This window comes from Scytonema sp. HK-05 (assembly GCF_963872035.1).
Taxonomy (GTDB): domain Bacteria; phylum Cyanobacteriota; class Cyanobacteriia; order Cyanobacteriales; family Nostocaceae; genus Kalymmatonema.
This window is the reverse complement of the sequence record NZ_CAWMYC010000024.1, coordinates 149,346-171,412: the sequence shown is the minus strand read 5'-3', so window position 1 is coordinate 171,412 and position 22,067 is coordinate 149,346. Positions and strand designations below refer to the sequence as shown.

The 22,067-nt window shown below is 44.8% G+C and carries 17 protein-coding genes; 10 read left to right on the top strand and 7 right to left on the bottom strand.

Annotated features, from left to right (window positions below):
• Positions 1–99: 99 nt before the first annotated feature.
• Together AACT52_RS05300 and thrB are read right to left on the bottom strand one after the other, a co-directional pair.
• Complete coding sequence (locus AACT52_RS05300) at positions 100–1,713, bottom strand: NAD(P)H-quinone oxidoreductase subunit 4 (RefSeq protein ID WP_073629689.1); 1,614 nt, start codon at positions 1,711–1,713, stop codon at positions 100–102.
• Positions 1,714–2,182: 469 nt separating this feature from the next.
• Positions 2,183–3,178, bottom strand: a complete 996-nt coding sequence (gene thrB / locus AACT52_RS05295) for a homoserine kinase (RefSeq protein ID WP_073629687.1) — start codon at positions 3,176–3,178, stop codon at positions 2,183–2,185.
• A 286-nt stretch (positions 3,179–3,464) separates the two neighbouring features.
• Between thrB and AACT52_RS05290 the strand changes: the two genes are divergently transcribed.
• Positions 3,465–4,277 (top strand): MerR family transcriptional regulator, encoded by an 813-nt coding sequence (locus tag AACT52_RS05290; protein WP_073629685.1) that lies wholly within the window; start codon positions 3,465–3,467, stop codon positions 4,275–4,277.
• A gap of 216 nt (positions 4,278–4,493) precedes the next feature.
• On the opposite strand, the gene AACT52_RS05285 is transcribed toward AACT52_RS05290, so the two are convergent.
• The 4 genes from AACT52_RS05285 to AACT52_RS05270 form a co-directional block, all read right to left on the bottom strand.
• Positions 4,494–4,844 carry a DUF1257 domain-containing protein gene (locus tag AACT52_RS05285; protein ID WP_015113818.1) on the bottom strand — a complete coding sequence of 117 codons (351 nt, stop codon included), beginning with the start codon at positions 4,842–4,844 and terminating at the stop codon, positions 4,494–4,496.
• A 139-nt stretch (positions 4,845–4,983) separates the two neighbouring features.
• Positions 4,984–6,495: a stress-responsive protein Ycf46 gene (gene ycf46 / locus AACT52_RS05280; protein ID WP_073629683.1), complete on the bottom strand. Its 1,512-nt coding sequence runs from the start codon at positions 6,493–6,495 to the stop codon at positions 4,984–4,986.
• Between the two features lie 95 nt (positions 6,496–6,590).
• Complete coding sequence (locus AACT52_RS05275; RefSeq protein WP_073629681.1) at positions 6,591–6,938, bottom strand: hypothetical protein; 348 nt, start codon at positions 6,936–6,938, stop codon at positions 6,591–6,593.
• Positions 6,939–7,202: 264 nt separating this feature from the next.
• Positions 7,203–7,469, bottom strand: a complete 267-nt coding sequence (locus tag AACT52_RS05270) for a hypothetical protein (RefSeq protein WP_073629679.1) — start codon at positions 7,467–7,469, stop codon at positions 7,203–7,205.
• Between the two features lie 83 nt (positions 7,470–7,552).
• On the opposite strand from AACT52_RS05270, the gene AACT52_RS05265 reads away from it, so the two are divergent.
• From AACT52_RS05265 to AACT52_RS05255, 3 genes are all read left to right on the top strand, one after another.
• Positions 7,553–8,707, top strand: coding sequence for an NAD-dependent epimerase/dehydratase family protein (locus tag AACT52_RS05265; RefSeq protein ID WP_073629677.1), 1,155 nt, complete (start codon positions 7,553–7,555; stop codon positions 8,705–8,707).
• Positions 8,708–9,346: 639 nt separating this feature from the next.
• A complete protein-coding gene (locus tag AACT52_RS05260; protein WP_073629703.1) occupies positions 9,347–10,480 on the top strand; it encodes a glycosyltransferase family 4 protein in 1,134 nt (377 codons plus the stop codon).
• 83 nt (positions 10,481–10,563) lie between these two features.
• Positions 10,564–13,212 carry a GAF domain-containing protein gene (locus tag AACT52_RS05255; protein WP_073629673.1) on the top strand — a complete coding sequence of 883 codons (2,649 nt, stop codon included), beginning with the start codon at positions 10,564–10,566 and terminating at the stop codon, positions 13,210–13,212.
• A gap of 45 nt (positions 13,213–13,257) precedes the next feature.
• Here AACT52_RS05255 and AACT52_RS05250 read toward each other — a convergent pair whose 3' ends face one another.
• A complete protein-coding gene (locus AACT52_RS05250; RefSeq protein WP_073629671.1) occupies positions 13,258–13,518 on the bottom strand; it encodes a DUF7219 family protein in 261 nt (86 codons plus the stop codon).
• A 409-nt stretch (positions 13,519–13,927) separates the two neighbouring features.
• Between AACT52_RS05250 and purC the strand changes: the two genes are divergently transcribed.
• The 6 genes from purC to lpxB all read left to right on the top strand — a co-directional run bounded on the left by purC (position 13,928) and on the right by lpxB (position 21,620).
• A complete protein-coding gene (gene purC / locus AACT52_RS05245) occupies positions 13,928–14,665 on the top strand; it encodes a phosphoribosylaminoimidazolesuccinocarboxamide synthase (RefSeq protein WP_073629669.1) in 738 nt (245 codons plus the stop codon).
• 240 nt (positions 14,666–14,905) lie between these two features.
• Positions 14,906–17,683 (top strand): BamA/TamA family outer membrane protein, encoded by a 2,778-nt coding sequence (locus AACT52_RS05240; protein WP_073629667.1) that lies wholly within the window; start codon positions 14,906–14,908, stop codon positions 17,681–17,683.
• 77 nt (positions 17,684–17,760) lie between these two features.
• Complete coding sequence (gene lpxC, locus AACT52_RS05235; RefSeq protein WP_073629665.1) at positions 17,761–18,618, top strand: UDP-3-O-acyl-N-acetylglucosamine deacetylase; 858 nt, start codon at positions 17,761–17,763, stop codon at positions 18,616–18,618.
• 116 nt (positions 18,619–18,734) lie between these two features.
• Complete coding sequence (fabZ, locus tag AACT52_RS05230; protein ID WP_073629663.1) at positions 18,735–19,271, top strand: 3-hydroxyacyl-ACP dehydratase FabZ; 537 nt, start codon at positions 18,735–18,737, stop codon at positions 19,269–19,271.
• 217 nt (positions 19,272–19,488) lie between these two features.
• On the top strand, positions 19,489–20,307 hold the full coding sequence (lpxA, locus tag AACT52_RS05225) for an acyl-ACP--UDP-N-acetylglucosamine O-acyltransferase (protein WP_073629661.1): 819 nt from the start codon (positions 19,489–19,491) through the stop codon (positions 20,305–20,307).
• A gap of 143 nt (positions 20,308–20,450) precedes the next feature.
• Complete coding sequence (gene lpxB / locus AACT52_RS05220) at positions 20,451–21,620, top strand: lipid-A-disaccharide synthase (RefSeq protein ID WP_073629659.1); 1,170 nt, start codon at positions 20,451–20,453, stop codon at positions 21,618–21,620.
• Positions 21,621–22,067 lie beyond the last annotated feature (447 nt).

The following is a 22,067-nucleotide window of genomic DNA, read 5'->3' as shown; positions in this document are numbered from 1 at the left end:
GTGATTTGAGGAAGCCCACACTATACCGCTTACGGTTAGTGTGGGAGGATGTCACCTTCCTACGATTCTTTAATAGCACCAGCCTTCTGTGAACAGATATTACTCAGCAATATTAACCAAACCTGGAACTTGTGAATTAGCCAATGTTGGCGCTGTAAATATACGGGAATATAAACTTGATGGTTGCTGCTCGGCAACAATTGGTAGAACTTGACGGGCATGACTTGCGACTTGCATAGTCTTCACATCATATGTTTGTGTCGCCAATTTGGGATACAAGCCGATCCCGATGATGGGAAGCAACAGACAAGCGGTGATGAACAGTTCGCGGGGTTTGATATCCGCTACTACTGCATCTAGCACTAACTCTTCGTTTTGCTTACCGTAGAACACTTCGCGCAGCATCGACAGTAAGTAAATCGGAGTCAGAATCACACCAACAGCTGACAACAGCACGACGACGACTTTGAAGCTAGAACTGTAGACATCGCTTGTGGCAATACCGATGAATACCATCAACTCTCCGACAAAACCACTCATTCCGGGTAAAGCTAGAGAAGCCATTGCACCGGCTGTGAACAAAGCAAAGCTTTTGGGCATGACTTTTGCGATACCACCCATTTTGTCCATCATCAAGGTGTGGGTACGCTCGTAAGTGACTCCAGAGAGGAAGAACAAACTAGCAGCAATCAAACCGTGGGAAACCATCTGGAGCATTGCACCGCTAATCCCCAACTCTGTATAGGAGGCAATCCCAATCAGCACAAACCCCATGTGGGCAACTGATGAGTAAGCCAAGCGTCGTTTGAGGTTAGTTTGAGCAAAGGCACAGCAAGCACCGTAAACAATGTTCACCACACCCAGAATTGCTAGAACTGGAGCAAAGGAAGCATGAGCGTTGGGCAACATCTCCATGTTGATGCGGATCAGCGCATAACCACCCATCTTCAACAACACACCAGCCAAAATCATCGAACCAGGTGCTGACGCTTCACCGTGAGCATCGGGTAACCAGGTGTGTAGAGGGAAAATCGGTAGCTTGACACCAAAGGCAATTAAGAAGCAAGCATAAACCAGAAGTTCAAAGGCTTTGGGATATTCCTTCATTCCCAGAGTTGCCATGTCGAAGCTGACAGTATCTCCAGAGAATGCCATTGCAAAGCCTGCTACCAAGATGAATATTGATGCAGCAGCAGTGTAGAGAATGAATTTGGTAGCTGCGTAGCGGCGCTTTTCTCCTCCCCAGATCGAAATCAGCAGGTACACTGGCACCAACTCAATTTCCCACATTAGGAAGAACAGCAACAAATCCTGGGCGACAAACACACCAATTTGAGCGCTGTACATCACCAGCATCAAACCATAAAATAAACGCGGCTTATTGGTCACTTTCCAAGCCGCGAATATTGCAAGTGTGTTTATCAAGCCTGTGAGCAGTATCAAAGGCATCGACAAACCATCAACTGCAACAGACCAGTTCAAACCCAACTGAGGAACCCAAGCATATTTCTCAACCAGTTGGTATGCAGAACTGTGAAAATCGTAGTCCTGCCAAAAGGCGTAAATCATCAACGCAAAGTTCGTGAGCGCAACTCCCAAACCATACCAGCGAACAGTTCTGCCTTCCTTATCTGGGATTAAGGGAATGGCTATAGCAGCCACTATCGGCAACAGAATTATGGTTGTTATCCAAGGAAACTCAATAGCATTCATCACTGACAATCGTTTTACGTTTTTCTTTTTAATTACATTATATTAAGGAATTCATACTTTTGTGAAGGCGATTCCTTTAAAAAAATCAAATCTTTAGGATTGATAAGAATAAATACCTACAAAAAACTCTCAAAATTCATTCTAAATGTAAAGTTTTACTAAGTCAACAAAAAACGGTGACTCCAGCCACCGTCAAAAATTGTAATATTAGCTCTGTTTTAGGAGGGATATTTGGCAATGCGACTTATCATTACTGAAGCCAAAAGATAGATAAAGTTAACTAATGAAAACTTGATGATACGGTTGACAAATCTATCAAAATTTTAAATTCCTAAAACCTTAGGAACCGGAATCGTCTTGAACCGATAAAAGGTGGTTTCAGGATATTGCACAAACCTCAAAGACATATATTAGTGTTGCAAGTTCCCAAAAAACAGGTGTAGAAAAATTCAAAAAAATAATTTTGAATTTATAATTTTGAATTTTGAATTGCTTTTGCCCCTTGAGTATCAACAGAAAGCGATCGCACCTCTGCCTTAATTCCCTCGTTCATCCAAGCAGCTGCCATCGCCGCCGCCACAGCTTCAGAATCAGCTTTATTTGTTAAAGCCAACAGCGTTGGACCTGCACCACTTATGACCATGCCATAAGCGCCAGCAGCAACAGCAGCAGAATGCAGAGCATCATAACCTCGAATCAATGCTTTCCGATAAGGCTGATGTAACCTATCTTGCAAAGCAGCCCTCAACCAATCACCCGTACCAGTTTCCAAACCTCGCAACAACAACCCCAGATGTGCCGTATTAAAAATCGCATCTGCACGACTCACCTCAGTTGGCAAAACCCGCCGCGCCTCCTTGGTTGAAAGCTCAAAATCCGGAATTGCCACCACCGGCACAACATCCTCACTCCAAGGAACCTCACAAATTTCCCACTCTTGGCGTTCTTGGAGCCTTGGCGGTTCATTTTCTACCCCCGTCGCCGCCAAACGACATCCCCCCAACAAAGCCGGCACGACATTATCTGGATGTCCTTCCAAAGCGATCGCCAACTCCATCACTTGCAACTGACTCAAAGGTTCCCCCGCCAGCAAATTGGCACCAACCAACCCACCGACTATAGCTGTCGCCGAACTCCCCAAACCCCGCGCCAGTGGAACACCAAGATGAATATCAATTTGTACGGGTGGCGGTGTCTGCTCTATGTGTTGATAAAACTTCACAAACGCTTGATAGAGCAAGTTACTTTCATCAGTCACAACTCGTTCAGCCTCCGCACCCGTGACAGTAATTTTCACCCCCCCTGTTTCCCCCCCTTGGGAAGGGGGGGATGAAAAGGGGGGTATAAGGCTCGTAAACTTAAACTCGTTGTACAGCGTTAAAGCCGCACCAATACAATCAAAACCTGGTCCTAAATTGGCAGTTGTAGCTGGAACAGTGACAGATACAGAAGAAATAACAGACATCAGTCGCTAAAAACTAATTAATCAACCAGCATCCCACGTAACTGATTGATTTGCTCAACACTCATCCCAATTGCCTATAAATATCCAATAACTCCGCCATACTGGTTTTCCAAAAAATTAAGAGTGTTTAGCACTGTTTCAGGCGGAGAATCAAATTCCTCGATACCACTCTTGACTTTGCCCTTACAGGAGGGTGTGTACTGGTAGCAAGAGTTAGGAATGAGCATTTGAGAACTAAGAATAATAACTCATCACTCATAACTCCAGCAAGGCGAGAGGTCAAGTAATGCTAAAAATCGGCCACTTTTCCAAACTCAGCTATGTAACGGTAAAAGCACTGCGCCTTTACGACCAACTGGGACTGCTCAAACCATCTCATGTAGACCACTTTACTGGGTATCGGTACTATTTGGCTAACCAGTTACCTCGACTTAATCGCATTTTGGCGTTCAAAGACTTGGGCTTTTCTCTTGAGCAAATTGCCAAGCTGCTAGACGAGAATTTGTCACCACTGGAAATCCGCGGGATGTTGCGACTCAAGCACGCGGAACTTCAGAGGTTAGTTGAGGAAGAACAGGCGCGGCTATTACGTGTGGAAGCAAGACTCAAGCAAATTGAACAGGAGGATACTATGCCTAATTACGAAGTTGTACTTAAAACCGTGGAGCGGATAAAAGTTGCAGCGATCAGGGAAACGTTACCAAATTATCCCTGTATAGGACGACTATACGATGAGTTATTAGAGTATTTCAAGCAACACGGAGTGAAAGAGGGTGATTATTGGGGCGCGATATGGCATGACCCTGGATACAAAGAGTCTGATGTGGATGGTGAAGCTGTGATCTCATTTGAGGGTGAGGTATCCAGTACTGACCGCGTGTTGATTTATGAATTACCAGGTGTAGAAAAAATGGCAACTGTAGTTCATCATGGCAGTTACAAGACCATTAACCAAGCCTATGCTGCCTTACCAACTTGGATTGAAACTAATGGATATAAAATTATCGGTTCTAACCGCGAGGTTTATATAATTGGGGGACACCAACAGGACAACGAGTCATATGTAACTGAAGTGCAGTTTCCTGTCGCCAAGGCTTAGCTCAAGGTTATCGGGAGTAGGAAATCGGGAATTCGACTCCCTACTTCCTACTCCCGAAAAAAAATTTGTTAAGAAAAATGCGTCTCTATTATGGTAAATTCATAAAAGGAAAAAAAGATTAACGGACTGAGCGCGAACTCAGTCCGGTAAAAAAAGCGGGTTAACCGCTATAGATCTGGTTAACCCGTGCAGCTTTGGGAACGCGCAGAGAAATTACTATTGCAATACCAACTTAACGTTGGCATTTTGTAAACCGCGCTGCTTCACTTCTGCCAGGGTCTTGTTAACGGCATACTTCTGGTTGATCGAGTTGATCAATTCGGTTTGATTGTGCTTCTTAGCAACGCCCCACAGGTCTGCAATCAGATCGAAGGAACCGTCGCTGTTGCGAGACCAACCGAGGTCATATTCGCCTTCCAAAACTGCAACGATGTCGGAACGAACACGTTGACCGTTGTAGCCACGAACATCAGCTTCGGTCTTTACAGTGATGCCCAAGTCGCGCAGGGAAGCCTTGAGGATTTCTGCATCGGTGATTTTGGTACGCAGAGTGCTAAAGTGAGACATTTGGGTTTCCTCCAAAGAGAAAGTAGAGAAAAAGACAACGGTTTGTTTTAAGCGAAGCCGCGTTTACCAAGACGCGGTTTTTTCATAACTGCTAGCTTTTGACGCTAGCCTTTCCCCCTGTGGTAGCAGGAGAAAGCTTTTAGAACTCCATTCGCTGATATTCAGCAACGGAGGATGCGGCTGGTCTTGCTCGCTGTCTAGCCCAGTCTCGAAGAGCTGTGACCTGTTCTTGCATCGTACGAGACAGCGGTAGTGTTGCTTTCAGTGCCGCAATAATATCTAATTGTGTGAACTCCCGATCTTGGGCAAAAGCTTCGTACATTGCCGCAACAATCGCTTGTTCAATTTCTGCCCCAGAAAATCCATCAGACATCTTAGATAGCTGTTCTAGGTCAAATCGCGAGATGTCTTCCCGACGACTGGAGAGGTGTATATTGAAAATATGCTGGCGCTCTTCAGGTGTGGGGAGATCCACAAAGAAAATCTCATCAAAGCGACCCTTCCTCAAAAACTCACCAGGTAGGCGCTCAACTCGGTTTGCAGTCGCCATAACAAATACTGGAGATTTTTTCTCTTGCATCCAGGTGAGGAAAGATCCGAATATCCTGCTGGAAGTACCACCATCGGAGTCAGAAGACCCTGTTGTACCAGCAAAGGATTTATCTAACTCATCGATAAACAAAATTGCTGGAGAAATCGATTCTGCTGTTTTGAGAGCATTACGCAAGTTTGCCTCCGAACGACCCACCATTGAGCCATCGTAGACTCGCCCCATATCTAACCGCAGTAGTGGCAAACTCCATAGCCGAGAGGTAGTTTTGGCAATTAAAGATTTACCACATCCTGGAACTCCCAAGATTAGCATTCCTTTCGGTTGAGGCAAACCATATTCACGCGCTCTCTCTGTAAAGGCGTTAGAACGTTGTTTTAGCCACTTCTTTAACTCATCCAAGCCACCAACAGCATCAATCGTTGCGTCTTCTTCTATGTATTCTAATATACCATTACGTCGAATAAGCTGCTTTTTCTCAGATAAAATGATATCTACTTCATCTTCCGTCAGACGCCCCTTCGTTACCTGTGCCTTACGGTAGACTTTTTCAGATTCATCTTTAGTCAATCCTAAAGCAGCCCTTAAAAGCTTTTCACGCGCTTCTGTTGCTAGCCGTCGCCCACGATTTTGTTCTATATGGCTCGTTAAAACTTTATTTAATTCACTCATGTCTGGAAGCGGAAAATCGAGAACGACAACTTCCTTTTCCAGTTCAATGGGAACTTGCTGCATAGGCGACATCAAGATAATGTTTTTCTGAGTGCCTTTAAAACCAGCGATCGCATCACGTAATGACCTTGTTGTCGCGGGCGCATCAATAAATGGATGTAAATCTTTAAGAATAAATATACCTGGTTCTCTCTGCCGGATGATCCATTCAATCGCCGCCTCTGGAGAAACGGTGTTGTGTTGAGTGACATTCCGGGGTTGACCATACTCCACAATGCCGTGCGTTACTGTCCACACATAGACTCTTCGCTGCGGCTTTGATGATTGAGCGATGGTAAAAATTGCCTGCTCAGCCCGCTCTTCCTCGGAGGTCACAAGGTAGATTAGAGGGTATTGAGCTTGAATGAGGATGTTGAGCTCTTCTTTCATACAATCGACCTACTTGAGACCTTTACAGACAGTACAGACATCGCTTTTTTTGATAGAGATGAGGCTATTATGAATCTAAAATTCATAATTCCTATTTAGCAAGGAACTAACTCTTCCTTACCCTTCTGATTAGTTTCATCTCTTTCCATATCATCAATGGCAAAACGCTCTTTTTGAGCTACAACTCCTGCCTGCTTACTCAATGTGACCAATTCCCCATCGCGTAGCACTAATGAACTTTCACAAGTTGGACAGGAGTGAACTCTGTGCGTCCTTCCATATGATGCTTCTACTTCTTCTACCAATTCTGAGTTTGCCAGATAGAAATCTAAGGCGCGTTGAGCAAGTTCTGACATCGGTTCGGAGTCAATTGCTGAACGAACCTTCAACTTCCTGTGCAGTTCTGGCGACAGATACAATGTTACCTTTTGCTTAGCTTGCATATTACTCTTTAACGGTCTTACCCGGGTATGTATCTTACGATATCGGACCCCCTTTTGCTTGTCAAGACGTCAAAACGTTTTGACGGCAATATTGTTACATTTGTTAATAATGTTCTTTTGTCATGAGTCATAAATTCAGGGTTGTGCGTCAAAACGCCCTTATCCTCATCCCCCTATGGGGGTATACTACATCTGGTTTCAAAAACTCCTTAACCTAGAAGACCTATAGCAATTCCCGTTACGGCTTCTTTGTTCATATCCGAGTCATTGGACTTCCTTGCCACCCCAAAAGAGCAATAGTGGAATTGCCTTCATTTCATCGCAAAATAACTCTGTTGACATTGAAACTGACTTAGAGCGTAGGTGAACTATTGCCAGGAACGCTGCAAAAGCGAGAAATTGGACGATTACGACAGCTTCTATTACTAAATTGCTCAAGGCGATCGCATTGCTGAGTCCTGAGTAGTAAGCCTTGGGTGAAAGAAAACAGGAAAACAAAGGAACAGGCAAAGCAATTTTTATTCCTCCCACCTCCTCATTCTCCCATCGAAAGATAGTTAAGAGGGGACACAAACCTGGTAGATTTAGCTATCAGCGAGTAAAAACTGGTCAAAATGAAAGTCCTGGTTATTGGTGGAGATGGATATTGCGGTTGGGCAACCGCACTTTACCTTTCAAATCGCGGTTATGAAGTTGGTATTTTAGATAGTTTAGTGCGGCGGCACTGGGATAATGAGTTGGGAGTGCAAACTCTTACCCCAATTACGCTCATTCAGCAACGCATACAGCGCTGGCACGATTTGACTGGTAAATCAATCGACCTTTTTGTTGGCGACATCACTAATTACGAGTTCCTGAAGAAGGCGCTGCAAACATTTGAGCCAGAAGCACTTGTGCATTTTGGTGAACAGCGTTCAGCACCTTTTTCGATGATTGACCGCGAACACGCAGTTCTCACCCAAGTGAACAACGTAGTTGGTACGTTAAATTTGCTATATGCAATGCGGGAAGATTTTCCCAATTGTCACCTGGTCAAGCTGGGAACAATGGGTGAATACGGCACACCCAACATTGATATTGAAGAAGGGTACATCACAATAGAACACAACGGGCGTAAAGATACCCTGCCTTATCCCAAGCAGCCCGGTTCAATGTATCATCTCAGCAAAGTCCATGACAGCCACAATATCCACTTTGCTTGCCGAATTTGGGGATTAAGGGCAACAGACTTAAATCAGGGCGTTGTTTACGGTGTTTTAACCGAAGAAACAGGAATGGACGAGCTGTTGATTAACCGCCTTGATTACGATGGCGTGTTTGGAACGGCGCTGAACCGTTTCTGTATTCAAGCAGCCATTGGTCACCCCTTGACTGTTTACGGTAAAGGCGGACAAACTCGGGGATTTTTAGATATTCGAGATACTGTCCGATGTATTGAACTAGCTGTAGCTAACCCAGCCCAACCTGGTGAATTCCGCGTGTTCAACCAGTTTACCGAACAATTTAGCGTCGGCGACTTGGCGCTGATGGTGAAAAAAGCTGGTAACGCAATGGGACTGAATGTGGAAATCAATCATTTAGATAATCCCAGAGTCGAGAGAGAAGAACATTACTTCAACGCCAAAAACACCAGATTGCTGGATCTTGGCTTGCAGCCCCACTATCTTTCTGATTCCCTTCTCGATTCTCTGTTGAACTTTGCTATTAAGTACCAGCATCGAGTTGATAAAAATCACATTTTGCCTAAAGTCTCTTGGCGGAGAAATTAGGTAAATCCTGAATGCGGCTAGTCACAAACAAACAACTCACAGCTGTTGGAATTCAAATTCAGTATCAGTTGTGTACAACACGGTGGAGAGTCGAGATTGCAAGCCCTTGGGCTGATCCATTTCAAAATTGCAGGTTCTACGATTTCAGGGTTTCGTCGTATTGGGTCAAAAAAAAGAGCCAGCCTTCCTTTATTGACTAGTTCACTCACACAGCTATTAGATAGAGTTGCTCTCTTGGCTGGCTCTTTTTTCCAGGCTTTACCCGAAAAAGATAAATTCTGCGTCATGGCTGTCGGAAATCGCAAAGCGCTTTCTTAGGGTACGCAAACGACTGCTATTCGTCGTTTACGGCAGTGTTAGCTTCGCAAGAGCGCTGGTTCATCGCCTGTCTAAATCTGGTCGTCATATTGTCGCGCAGTATGACGACCAGTGTTTTTAAGATGATGAATTAGAAGAATGAACGGTGAAATACGCGATTCTTCACTTGATAATTTTATACTATCCTACGGTAAGCTGTCCTGCCCAGGACATTTGGGTGCGGAGCTTGCCTCCGACCAAAGCAAAGTGTACCTGGCGTCTACACATTGATTTTTGCCTTTATTTTATATTACAAATTTCGGTGGTACTGACTATTTTTTTATGCGGATCGCCCTATTTACCGAAACCTTTTTGCCTAAGGTTGATGGCATTGTAACACGCCTACGTCATACTATTGACCATCTTCAGCGCAATGCTAACCAAGTCCTAGTAATTGCCCCAGATGGTGGCATTACTGAATACAAAGGAGCTAAAGTATATGGTGTCTCGGGTTTTCCCCTGCCACTGTATCCAGAGTTAAAAATGGCACTACCTCGTCCTGCAATTGGTGATACTCTGGAGGAGTTTAAGCCAGATATTATTCACGTCGTGAACCCAGCTGTCTTGGGCGTAGCTGGTATATTTTATAGCAAAATCCTGAATGTTCCCTTAGTTGCATCTTATCATACACACCTGCCTCAGTATCTTCAGCATTACGGTTTAGGAATGCTGGAAGGGTTATTGTGGGAACTACTGAAGGCAGGTCACAATCAAGCAGCTTTAAATCTGTGTACCTCCACAGCAATGATGCAGGAATTAATAGCACATGGTATTGAAAGGGTAGATTTGTGGCAAAGAGGGGTGGATACCGAATCGTTTCATCCTGACTTTGCAAGTCTTGAAATGCGATCGCGCTTGTCGCAAAATCATCCCGAAAGCCCATTATTACTGTACGTCGGGCGTCTTTCCGCCGAAAAAGAAATTGAGCGCATCAAACCAATTTTAGAAGCCATACCCTCAGCACGGCTGGCGTTAGTGGGAGATGGTCCCCACCGCCAAGCACTGGAAAAACACTTTGCTGGAACAAATACTCATTTTGTTGGGTATCTTGGCGGTACAGAATTAGCCTCTGCCTTTGCAAGTGCTGATGCGTTTATTTTTCCTTCTCGAACGGAGACACTAGGATTAGTTCTACTAGAAGCTATGGCAGGTGGGTGCCCGGTAGTTGCAGCTCGTTCTGGCGGCATTCCTGATATTGTGACAGACGGGGTGAATGGATATCTTTTTGAGCCGGAAGCAGATGTTCAAAGTGCTATAAGAGCGACTGTTCGTCTTTTGGAACAGCAACAAGAACGAGAAACTATCCGTCAAAACGCACGTCGGGAAGCAGAACGTTGGGGATGGGCTGCTGCTACACGCCAGCTAGAAACCTACTATCAAAAGGTTATTTATTCTCAATTGCCAAGGGCGGCATAAGCATGATCAGGGAATAGGGAATAGGGCATACCCCATTCCCGATTCCTCAATCTAAAATCTAAAATCTAAAATTCTAAATCCCCATGTCCCTCCTAAATGCTGGTAGCGTCCTGGCTACATTAACTGAACTGACTCAAGTTAATCGCACTCACTCGTTACTGCGTCGTGTCAAAGACCTTTCTGTTAACGAATTTGTTTGCTTGCTCGACTTTATCACAGCGGAATTTCAGCAGTTTCTTCGGGCAATTGAACTGATTAACAACGAAGCTCTAGAAACCATGCTGGAGAAGGTACTGGAGGCGATTACACTCAAAATTGGTCAAATTCTCCAGGCAGAGCAAACCACGATTTTTTTAGTTGACCATGACAAAGGTCAGCTTTGGTCAAAAGTTCCCCAAGATAACACGCAAAGGGCTATAGAAATTCGTACTCCGATTACAGTTGGTATCCCTGGTCATGTTGCCACTACAGCTCAATGTTTGAACATATCTGATACCTCTACTCACCCCCTCTTTAGCCCAGAACTAGAAAAACAAATGGGGTACAAGTTTCGTAATATACTGTGTATGCCAGTTTTGAGCAGCAAAAACCAGATTGTCGCAGTCGTGCAACTGGCAAATAAAGCTGGAGGTCTTCCGTTTAATCACGAAGATGAAGTACACTTTCGAGACTTTGCCTCTTCTATCGGCATTATTTTGGAAACTTGCCAGTCTTTCTATGTTGCAGCTCGCAATCAACGAGGCGCAACTGCTCTTTTACGGGCGACTCAGACTTTGGGGCAAAGTTTAGATTTAGAAGCCACTTTGCAAATCGTGATGGAGCAAGCCCGGATTCTCATGCAAGCAGACCGCAGTACTCTATTTTTATATCGTAAAGAAATGGGGGAACTGTGGACTAAAGTGGCAACTGCGGATGATAAAACGATGATGGAAATCCGTATGCCGGATAACAAAGGCATTGCAGGATACGTAGCCTCGACTGGTGAAGCGCTGAATATTGCCGATGCTTATAAAGATCCGCGTTTTGACCCGACGACAGACCAGAAGACGAGATATGTCACTCGCAATATCCTGTGTTTGCCAGTGTTTAATTCCGCGAATGAATTGATTGGCGTGACGCAGTTAATTAATAAGCATCAAGGTAGTTTTACCGCCTCTGATGAAGAATTTATGCGGGCTTTTAATATCCAGGCAGGAATTGCTCTAGAAAATGCTCGCTTGTTTGAAAATGTATTATTAGAAAAACAGTATCAAAAAGATATTCTGCAAAGTCTTTCGGATGCCGTAATATCTACGGATATGGAAGGTAAAATTGTTACAATTAATGATGCAGCGTTGCAGCTCTTGGGTTGTCCCTTGGAAGAAGCAAACCCTAAAAACAACAAGCATCTTTGGGAACAAAACTTGATTGGTCGTTTCGTGTGGGAGGTTGTGCCAATTGATAATCTCCAATTCCGCCTCCAAGATAGTTTAAAAACTGGGGCAAAACATTATGTCCCAGAGCAAAGTTTGACCGTAGGACTGGTATTAGTACCGAGTGCTGAGTGCCAAGTGGTGAGTGAAACGAAAAACTCAGGGCTGAATAACGCCAGTGCTTTCAAGTTGGGGGATATGCCCACACGCTTGACTCCTCAAGAATCAAAACTTTATATTCTGGCAATACGCGATCGCACCAATCCAAATTTTTTCATTCCCTGGAATCTACCTATTTCGCCCCGGTTGGCGTTGCTTGATGCAAGTAGTGTCAAGAAAATCGAACGCAGTATCAATCTGACTGTCAATCCCTTGACTAACCCAGAAGGAGGGGTACGGGGCGGTTTGGTCGTCTTAGAAGATATCAGTCAGGAAAAACGCATGAAAACCACTATGTACCGCTACCTGACTCCCCGCGTCGCAGAACAAGTCATGGCATTAGGGGAAGATGCTTTGATGGTGGGTGAACGCAAAGACGTGACTATCTTGTTTTCTGATATCAGAGGTTACACTACATTGACAGAAAATCTCGGTGCTGCCGAAGTGGTCTCCTTGCTGAATCAGTATTTTGAAACAATGGTCGAAGCTGTTTTTAACCACGAAGGCACCCTAGATAAATTTATTGGTGATGCCTTAATGGCAGTCTTTGGTGCGCCCTTGCCGTTGACTGACAATCACGCTTGGCGGGCAGTACAGTCGGCATTGGAAATGCGACAACGACTCGCAGAATTTAATCACCGGCGAATTATCCTGGAACAGCCACAAATCCATGTTGGCATTGGCATTAGTTCCGGAGAAGTGGTTTCCGGCAATATTGGTTCCCGAAAACGGATGGACTACACCGTAATCGGGGATGGCGTGAATTTGAGTTCACGCTTAGAAGGAGTCACTAAGGAATACGGTTGTGATATTATCTTAAGTGAATTTACGTACCAGTTGTGCAGTGACCTGATTTGGGTGCGTGAGTTAGACAGAATCAGAGTTAAAGGGAAACATCAAGCAGTTAGTATTTACGAGTTGATAGGCGATCGCCGTACTCCCTTAGATGCCAACACTCAAGAATTTTTATTTTATTACCAAAATGGACGCACTGGATATTTATCGCGCAATTTCCACTGTGCGATCGCCTGCTTTGAAGCCGCCAAAAAAATCCGACCCAAAGACCAAGCCGTTGGTATCTACCTAGAACGCGCTCATCATTATCTTAATCAGCCTCCCAGTGATTCTTGGGATGGTGTCTACAGTAGGCTGACAAAGTAATCAAACAATTATGATCGAACGCTGCCCTGATTCATCATTCATAATTTATTCACTATTCCCATCGTCAGTCTGGAAAGGGTTTTCGCCTATTCCCAGTTCTTTTTTTGAGCGTTTTAAGTTTTTCCAAAGATCCTTGATTTGCTCGTAGGCTTGCTCTGGTGGTATTTTCCCTGATGTCTCCAAGTTACAAATGTAACTTATCTTTTGGGCAAATTCCTGTAAGTTAGCATTGAAAACCAAGTTTTCTGGCTTCACCTGACCGTAGTAGCGACCACGAGGATAGAGAAAATTATCTTTATCTACCATTGTTCTCTCCATTTACTCAATCCCCCCCCTGTATTCGGCTTGCAAGTCAATAATTGGCAACCTTGGTTGAGTTTCCTTTGGTTGCTTACTGACTTTTTGTGCCTTTAAACGATGATTGTATTCAACTTCGGTGGAAACTGCCACAGAAAAAGGTATTGTTATATACTTTTTTATTTCATTTTACCAATTTATTTAGCGAAAAATTATTACAAAATACTGTCAACAGTTATACTTTTATCTATCAATTTACTTACTAGCCAAAGACTAGTGTCTCACCCCAAAGCAAGCAAACTTGTGGGTGCATACATCATTTGTCTATAACTTATGACTAATAACTGATCACTAAAGATAAAATGGTTAAGCCTAAAAGCATAAAAGCTGCTCATCGCCCATAACTTTACCTTTCGCCATGTCTGTTCAAACAAAAGTATACGAAGGCAAAGCTAAAATCCTCTACACAACGGATGATCCTGAAATTTTATTAGCTGATTTTAAAGACGATGCAACTGCCTTTAACGCCCAAAAGCGGGGTAGCATCCAAGGTAAGGGAAATATAAATAATAGCATTTCTAGTAAACTATTTCAACAACTGGAAGCGTATGGTATAAAGACTCACTATATAGACAGTCCAGGCCCGAATCAAATGCGGGTAAAGGCGTTGAAGATTTTGCCATTAGAAGTCGTTGTGAGGAATATCGCGGCTGGAAGTCTTTGCAAACAAACAGGATTAGCACTGGGGACTGTGTTAAAACAGCCATTGGTGGAGTTTTATTACAAAAACGATGAATTGGGAGATCCATTGTTAACAGGCGATCGCCTTTTCCTGTTGGAACTTGCGACTCCGGAACAAGTAGATACCATTACCCATCTAGCATTACAAATCAACAACTTTCTCTGTGACTTTTTTCGGCGGTGCGACATTACCTTAGTAGACTTCAAACTGGAGTTTGGCTTGGACTCACAACAGCAATTGCTATTGGCAGATGAAATTAGTCCGGACACTTGTCGATTGTGGGACAATTCTGCTCAAAGTGACCCAAATCTCCGGGTACTGGACAAAGACCGCTTCCGTCAGGACTTGGGGAATGTAGAGAATGCTTACCAGGAGGTTTTACAACGAGTACTCAAAGCTGTGGAAAGCAATTGAAGCAGATAAGGAATTGGGCACTGGAGACTAAGTCATTCCCAATCCCCAATTCTTGATCCCCAACCCGTAATACTTTTGGTAAAAAAGAAAAACAAATGATTCTTATCCACTTTTGCCTTTTGCAATTTGCCTTATAAAGGTAAAAGGCAAAAATTAAGAATGTAATTTTTACATTAACCTTTGGTTGAGAGCATGATTGCCTAGTGATGGTGTGTGGACGTGAAGAGGAATCCAAAAAAAATGCGCTTATCTCCCGTTTTAGTCACAGTTGTGGCGATTGCAGCCCCTTTTGGCAGTTCGCTGATTGCAAATGCACAAACCCCTAACGGTTCAAATTTAAACCAGACAGCAGAGGGTTTAAAACCTTTAAGCAATCAACAGTACAAAGCCGGGGTCTTCCCAGCTTCGTTAGCAGCAATGGCGAAGCCGGAACTCGTAGTGCCAAGTTTCACAGAAAAGTCAACAACGACACAACCCCCCAACAGTTCTAAACAGACAGCAGAGGGTTTAAAACCTTTAAGCAATCAACAGTACAAAGTCGGCGTCTTCCCAGCTCCAGCATCAACAACGACAAAAAAGGCTATATTGCCAAGAAGCTCCAGACCGTTAACAACTGCACAAAATCCTCCGCAAACGCCTACTCCTGAAACTCAACAGCAGCAAACACCTCCCCAAGCTCCTAACACCACTCCCGCACCGGAAAATACCAACCAGCCTGCGGCTGAACCGGGACAAAATCCTGGGCAAACACCTTTTCCAAGCATTCAACAGCAACAAACACCCGCTCCTGGTACTCCCACCACACCGAATGGTACCAACCAGCCTGGAGGTGAACCGGGACAACAAAATCCTGGGCAAACACCTTTTCCAAGCATTCAACAGCAACAAACACCCGTTCCGGAAACTCAACAGCAGCAAACACCTCCCCAGACTCCTGGTACTCCCACCACACCGAATGGTACCAATCAACCTGGAGGTGAACCGGGACAACAAAATCCTGGGCAAACACCTTTTCCAAGCATTCAACAGCAACAAGCACCCGCTCCAGAAACTCAACAGCAGCAAACACCTCCCCAAGCTCCTGGTACTCCCACCACACCAAATGGTACCAATCAACCTGGAGGTGAACCCACACCAGGACAAACTCCAGGAAGTCCGCAACCAGAGCAATCGCCAGAAGCCGCTGAACCCCGCGTGCTGGTCTCTGAAGTCTTAATCAGATCTGAAAGCGGGCAACTCGTGCCGGAACTGGAAGAGCAAGTGTATAGAGCAATTCGCACCCAACCAGGACGAACAACCACCCGTACCCAACTCCAAGAAGATATTAACTCCATTTTTGCCACTGGCTTCTTCTCCAACGTTCAAGCAGTGCCAGAAGATACACCAGTAGGAGTACGGGTGAGCTTTGTTGTACGACCTAACCCCGTCCTGACTAGGGTGCAAGTGCAGGCAAACCCCGGCGCAAATGTTCCTTCTGTACTACCGCCTAGTACTGCGGATGAAATATTTAAAAACCAATATGGCAAAATCCTCAACTTGCGTGACTTACAAGAAGGCATCAAGCAATTAAGCAAGCGCTATCAAGACCAAGGTTATGTGCTGGCAAACGTCATTGGAGCGCCGCAAGTCTCTGAAAACGGAGTTGTCACCTTGCAAGTGACAGAAGGGGTGGTAGAAAATATCCGAGTTCAGTTCCGCAATAAAGAAGGTCAGGTAACAAACGACAAGGGACAACCGATCCGGGGACGGACACAACCCTATATCGTGACGCGAGAACTGCAGCTCAAGCCCGGAAGAGTTTTCAACCGCAACATAGTGCAAAAAGACTTGCAAAGGGTGTTCGGATTGGGGCTGTTTGAAGATGTGAATGTTTCCCTTGACCCCGGTACAGACCCCAGTAAGGTGAATGTGGTCGTCAACGTAGTTGAGCGCAACAGTGGTTCAATTGGAGCGGGTGCTGGTTTGAGTTCTGCCAGTGGATTGTTTGGTTCAATCAGCTATCAGGAGCAAAACCTCAATGGCAGAAATCAAAAATTAGGGGCAGAGGCGCAGGTAGGAACAAGAGGGGAGTTTCTGTTTGATTTGCGCTTTACAGACCCTTGGATAGGTGGTGACCCCTTCCGGACTTCTTATACGGCAAATCTCTTCCGCCGTCAGTCGATTTCATTGATTTTTGAAGGCGACGATAAAAACATTGAGACTTTCAACCCCAACAATCCCAATGCTGATGGCGATCGCCCCCGTATTGTGCGTTTGGGAGGCGGTGTTAACTTCACCCGTCCCTTGTCCAGAAATCCCTACGAGAGGTCAGAATGGACAGCTTCAGCTGGTTTGCAGTATCAACGAGTTACTACCAAAGATGCTGATGGCGATACTAGAAGTCTGGGGCGTCTCGAGGACACAAATGAGATCATTAACTTGACCCAATCTGGGAAAGGTCAAGACGATTTGTTGCTATTGCAACTAGGTGCAGCACGCGATCTGAGAAATAACCCCTTGCAACCTACCAGTGGTTCTTACTTCCGCGTTGGTCTTGACCAGTCGGTGCCGATAGGACTAGGGAGTATTTTGCTAACCAGGTTGCGGGGTAGCTACAGCCAATACTTCCCTGTAAGCTTTATTAACTTCACTAAAGGACCGCAAACCCTTGCTTTTAATCTTCAAGCGGGAACAATCCTTGGTGACTTACCTCCTTACGAAGCCTTTTCTCTCGGTGGTAGCAACTCCGTTCGAGGATATGACGAAGGAGGCTTAGCCAGTGGACGTAGTTTCGTACAAGCATCGGTTGAGTATCGCTTCCCAGTTTTCTCAGTCGTCAGCGGCGCACTATTTTTTGATGTTGGTTCCGATTTCGGAACTGGTAATAGAGCATCTCAGTTGTTGAACAAAAATGGTACTGGTTACGGCTACGGTCTTGGGGTGCGCGTGCAGTCTCCTTTAGGACCAATTCGCATTGACTACGGCATCAACGATGATGGAGATAGCCGCATCAACTTTGGTATTGGCGAAAGGTTCTAAGTAGTCATTAGTCATTAGTCATTAGTCATTCTTCACGACAAATCACTAATGACCAAGGACAAAGGACAAAGGAGAATATGCAACAACATACATTAGCAGCGCAAATCAGCCAAACAGGAGTGGGACTGCATAGCGGAGTCACTACCCAAGTTCGGGTAAAACCAGCCGAAGCGGGAAGTGGACGCTACTTTGTACGTGTAGATTTGCCCGATACTCCAATTATTCCAGCGCAAGTCGCAGCGGTGAATCAAACGGTGCTTTCGACTCAGTTAGGTAAAGGAGAGGCATCTGTCCGCACGGTAGAGCATTTGCTAGCAGCTCTTGCTGCAATGCAAGTCGATAACGCCCGAATTGAAATTGACGGTCCAGAAGTGCCGCTTTTGGATGGTTCGGCAAAGGTGTGGACAGAGGCGATCGCCCAAGTTGGCTTAGTGTCACAAACCCTGAGTGAGGAAAAAGTTCCTCCAGTCATCGATCAACCAATTTGGGTGCGTCAGGGTGATGCTTTTGTCTGTGCCATTCCAGCCCCAGAAACTCGCTTTACCTACGGTATTGATTTCGATTTCCCGGCGATTGGTAATCAATGGCACAGCTGGTCGTTCGCTCCCAATAAGGAAAACCCTGATGATACCTTTGCTCTAGAAATTGCTCCTGCCCGTACCTTTGGTTTACTGCATCAAATAGAACACTTGCAGCAGTCGGGGTTGATTAAAGGTGGCAGCTTGGATAATGCTCTGGTTTGTGGACCAGACGGTTGGGTAAATCCGCCATTAAGATTTGCAAATGAGCCAGTACGTCATAAAATCTTGGATTTAGTAGGAGATTTAAGCTTGCTTGGAATTTTCCCTTGCGCTCATTTTTTGGCGTACAAAGCCAGCCATAATTTACACATTCAACTGGCGCAAAGGATTTTAGATTTGGAAGTTGGTTCGTAGTAAGCGCTTCAGCGCGCACTACAAGCCAATTCTCAATCCACAATCCACATTTTTAGGGGGAGGGTCAAACAAGCACCTACGCAAAAAACAACAATAGAAAATAAATCGTACTGTCAATGTCAAGCGTGACCAAAGAAGTCAATACCATCGATATTCCCACAACACCAGCATCTACCAATGACCAGCCAGATAATGCCACCACAGGCAAGTCTGACAACCAGGTCATTTACTCTATAGAAGACATCCAAAAGCTGCTACCTCACCGCTACCCTTTTGCGCTCGTAGACCGGATTATTGAATATGTGCCGGGAAAACGAGCTGTTGGCATTAAGAACGTCACTATCAATGAACCCCATTTTCAAGGGCATTTTCCAGGACGTCCTATTATGCCAGGAGTGCTGATTGTAGAAGCAATGGCACAAGTTGGCGGTGTTGTCTTGACTCAACTTCCAGAGATGGAAGGCGGACTCTTTGTCTTTGCTGGTATCGATAAAGTTCGCTTCCGCCGTCAAGTCGTACCAGGAGATCAACTGGTTATGACTGTGGAACTGTTGTGGGTAAAACAACGTCGTTTCGGTAAAATGCAAGCGCGTGCCGAAGTAGACGGTCAGCTCGCTACTGAAGGCGAACTGATGTTTTCCCTAGTAACCTGAAAATTTGCTTTTGTGGTAGAGGCACGACCGTGACGTGCCTTTCCTGAACCTTTTACTGAATTCTGAATAAGGATATCAGTAAAAGAAACAACTCACAACAGCATTATTATTTTAGTTTTATATTTTCGACGCCCTCACACATAAGTAGCTCACCTGACACTTTCGGCTACTAAATAACTAAACTCTCAGCATTCAAGACTCTTGTGGAGATGCACCCTTGAAAACCCTAATTCATCAAACTGCTGTAATTCATCCTAATGCAGAATTGCACCCTACAGTGCAAGTCGGTGCTTATGCTGTGATTGGAGGGCATGTCAAAGTCGGTCCTGAAACCACCATCGGCGCTCACGCCGTACTAGAGGGACCTTTGGAGATTGGGGCACGAAATCAAATTTTTCCGGGAGCCGTTATTGGCATGGAACCCCAAGATCGGAAATACGATGGCGAATTTAGCTGGGTCAAAATCGGAGATGATAATCGCATTCGCGAATACGTCACGATTAACCGCGCCACTGGTACGGGTAAAGAAACTCGCATTGGCAACGGTAACCTGCTCATGGCTTATGTCCATGTAGGTCATAATTCTGTCATAGAAGACAATGTCACTATTTCTAATTCTGTAGCGATCGCCGGACACGTTTATATAGAGTCACGAGCAGTCATAAGCGGGGTTTTGGGAATTCATCAATTTGTCCATATTGGGACTTTGGCAATGGTGGGGGGCATGAGCCGCATTGAGCGAGATGTTCCTCCATATATGGTTGTAGAAGGAAATCCATCGCGAGTGCGAAAGCTCAACCTTGTAGGACTCAAACGCGCTGGTTTTAGCACTGATGAGTTTCAAATCCTGAAAAAAGCCTTTCGTATTCTTTACCGTTCTCAAATGGTCTTTAAGGAATCCTTGGAACAGTTGGAACTGCTAGGAGATACCCAACAGTTACAGCATTTGCGTCGCTTTTTGCTACTTTCTCAAATGCCAGGAAGACGCGGCTTAATTCCTGGAAAGGGGAAAGCTGTCGTGAGTGACGAATCATAAGTTATGAGACAAGGGGACAAGGGGACGAATCAATTCAAAATTCGCTCATTCAAAATTTAGAATTTCTCCCCACCTCCCCATCTCCCCCACCTCCCCACCTCCCCATCTCCCTCATCTCCAATTCCCTATTCCTAAATTTATAAATGCGAATATTTATCAGTACTGGCGAAGTGTCTGGCGACCTGCAAGGATCGCTGCTAGTTGCTGCACTTAAGCGTCAAGCGGCATTGGCTGGGTTGGAATTAGAAATTGTGGCGCTGGGTGGCGAAAAAATGGCAAATGTTGGAGCTACCCTTTTAGAAAATACTACTAGAATTGGCTCAGTGGGTATTCTGGAATCGCTGCCTTACGTGTTACCAACACTCCAGATCCAGCGACGGGCGATCGCCTATCTCAAGCAAAATCCACCTGACTTGGTGGTGCTCATTGACTACATGACACCAAATATTGTCATAGGCAACTATCTTCGCCGCAATCTACCACAAATACCAGTTGTATTTTATATAGCACCACAAGAGTGGGTTTGGTCACTGAATTCACGTAATACCAACTTAATTGTTGGCATAACAGACAAGCTGCTAGCAGTCTTTCCAGGGGAAGCCCGGTATTTCCAAGAAAAAGGAGCAAATGTAACCTGGGTAGGGCATCCTTTAATAGATAGAGTTCAAAGCTTTCCGAGTAGGGAAACGGCGCGTACACAGTTAGCAATTGCCGAGGATGTCATAAGTGTCGCTCTTCTTCCCGCCTCTCGTCGCCAAGAACTTAAACATCTTCTGCCTGTGATGTTCCAGGCAGCTCAAGTGATTCAAGCCAAATTGCCTCAGGTACATTTTTGGATACCTTTATCTCTGGAAATCTACCGAGAAGCAATTGAACGGGCAATACAGCAGTACGGTTTACGAGGTTCTGTGGTATCCGGTAAAACTCAGGAAGTCCTCGCCGCCGCTGATATGGCAATCACCAAATCTGGCACAGTTAACCTGGAACTGGCACTGTTGAACGTGCCTCAAGTTGTTCTCTACCGACTTCATCCCATCACGGCTTGGATTGCCCGTACTGTGCTGAGAGGTTCTATACCTTTCGCATCGCCGCCTAATTTAGTGATGATGAAGCCGATTGTGCCAGAATTGTTACAAGAGCAAGCGACACCAGAGAACATTACCCAAGCGGCACTGGAATTATTACTCAATTCCGAGCGTAAAGAGCAAATGTTGGCAGACTATCAAGAAATGCAGCAGCGTTTGGGAGAAGTGGGAGTGTGCGATCGCGCTGCCAAAGAAATTTTGCAAATGCTACCAAATTTTCAACATTAGAGCGTGGTTATAAACAAAACCTTAATTCCGGTGTGCAACCCTTTTAAGGTGGGTAAAAATTTTGGTAAAAACTGCTTTTTATTTAGTAAAGAGCTGACCACATTCGGGTCTAAAGCCGTATCAGAAGCAATCTCAGCACGAGTAGCACTGCCGCCTAATTTACGCAGTGATTCGATGATTTTATCTCGACTACCTAATGTGTGCTTTCTAGTTTTTGGCTTTTGAATTTCAATATCAATAGCTTCTAAAACTTTGTTGATTAGTTGCTCTTTGACATCATCATTAATTAACAGATTCTCAATTTCGCGTAAAGTTTGGACTGCTAAACTAATTGTCTACACTGTCTCTAAAGATTACATTTATTCTCAGTTTAGGCAAGTGGTTTATTGATATCTGTTGCTGCTAAGTAATTTTCAAATAGCTTTAAATTGCCAAGAAATTGGATAG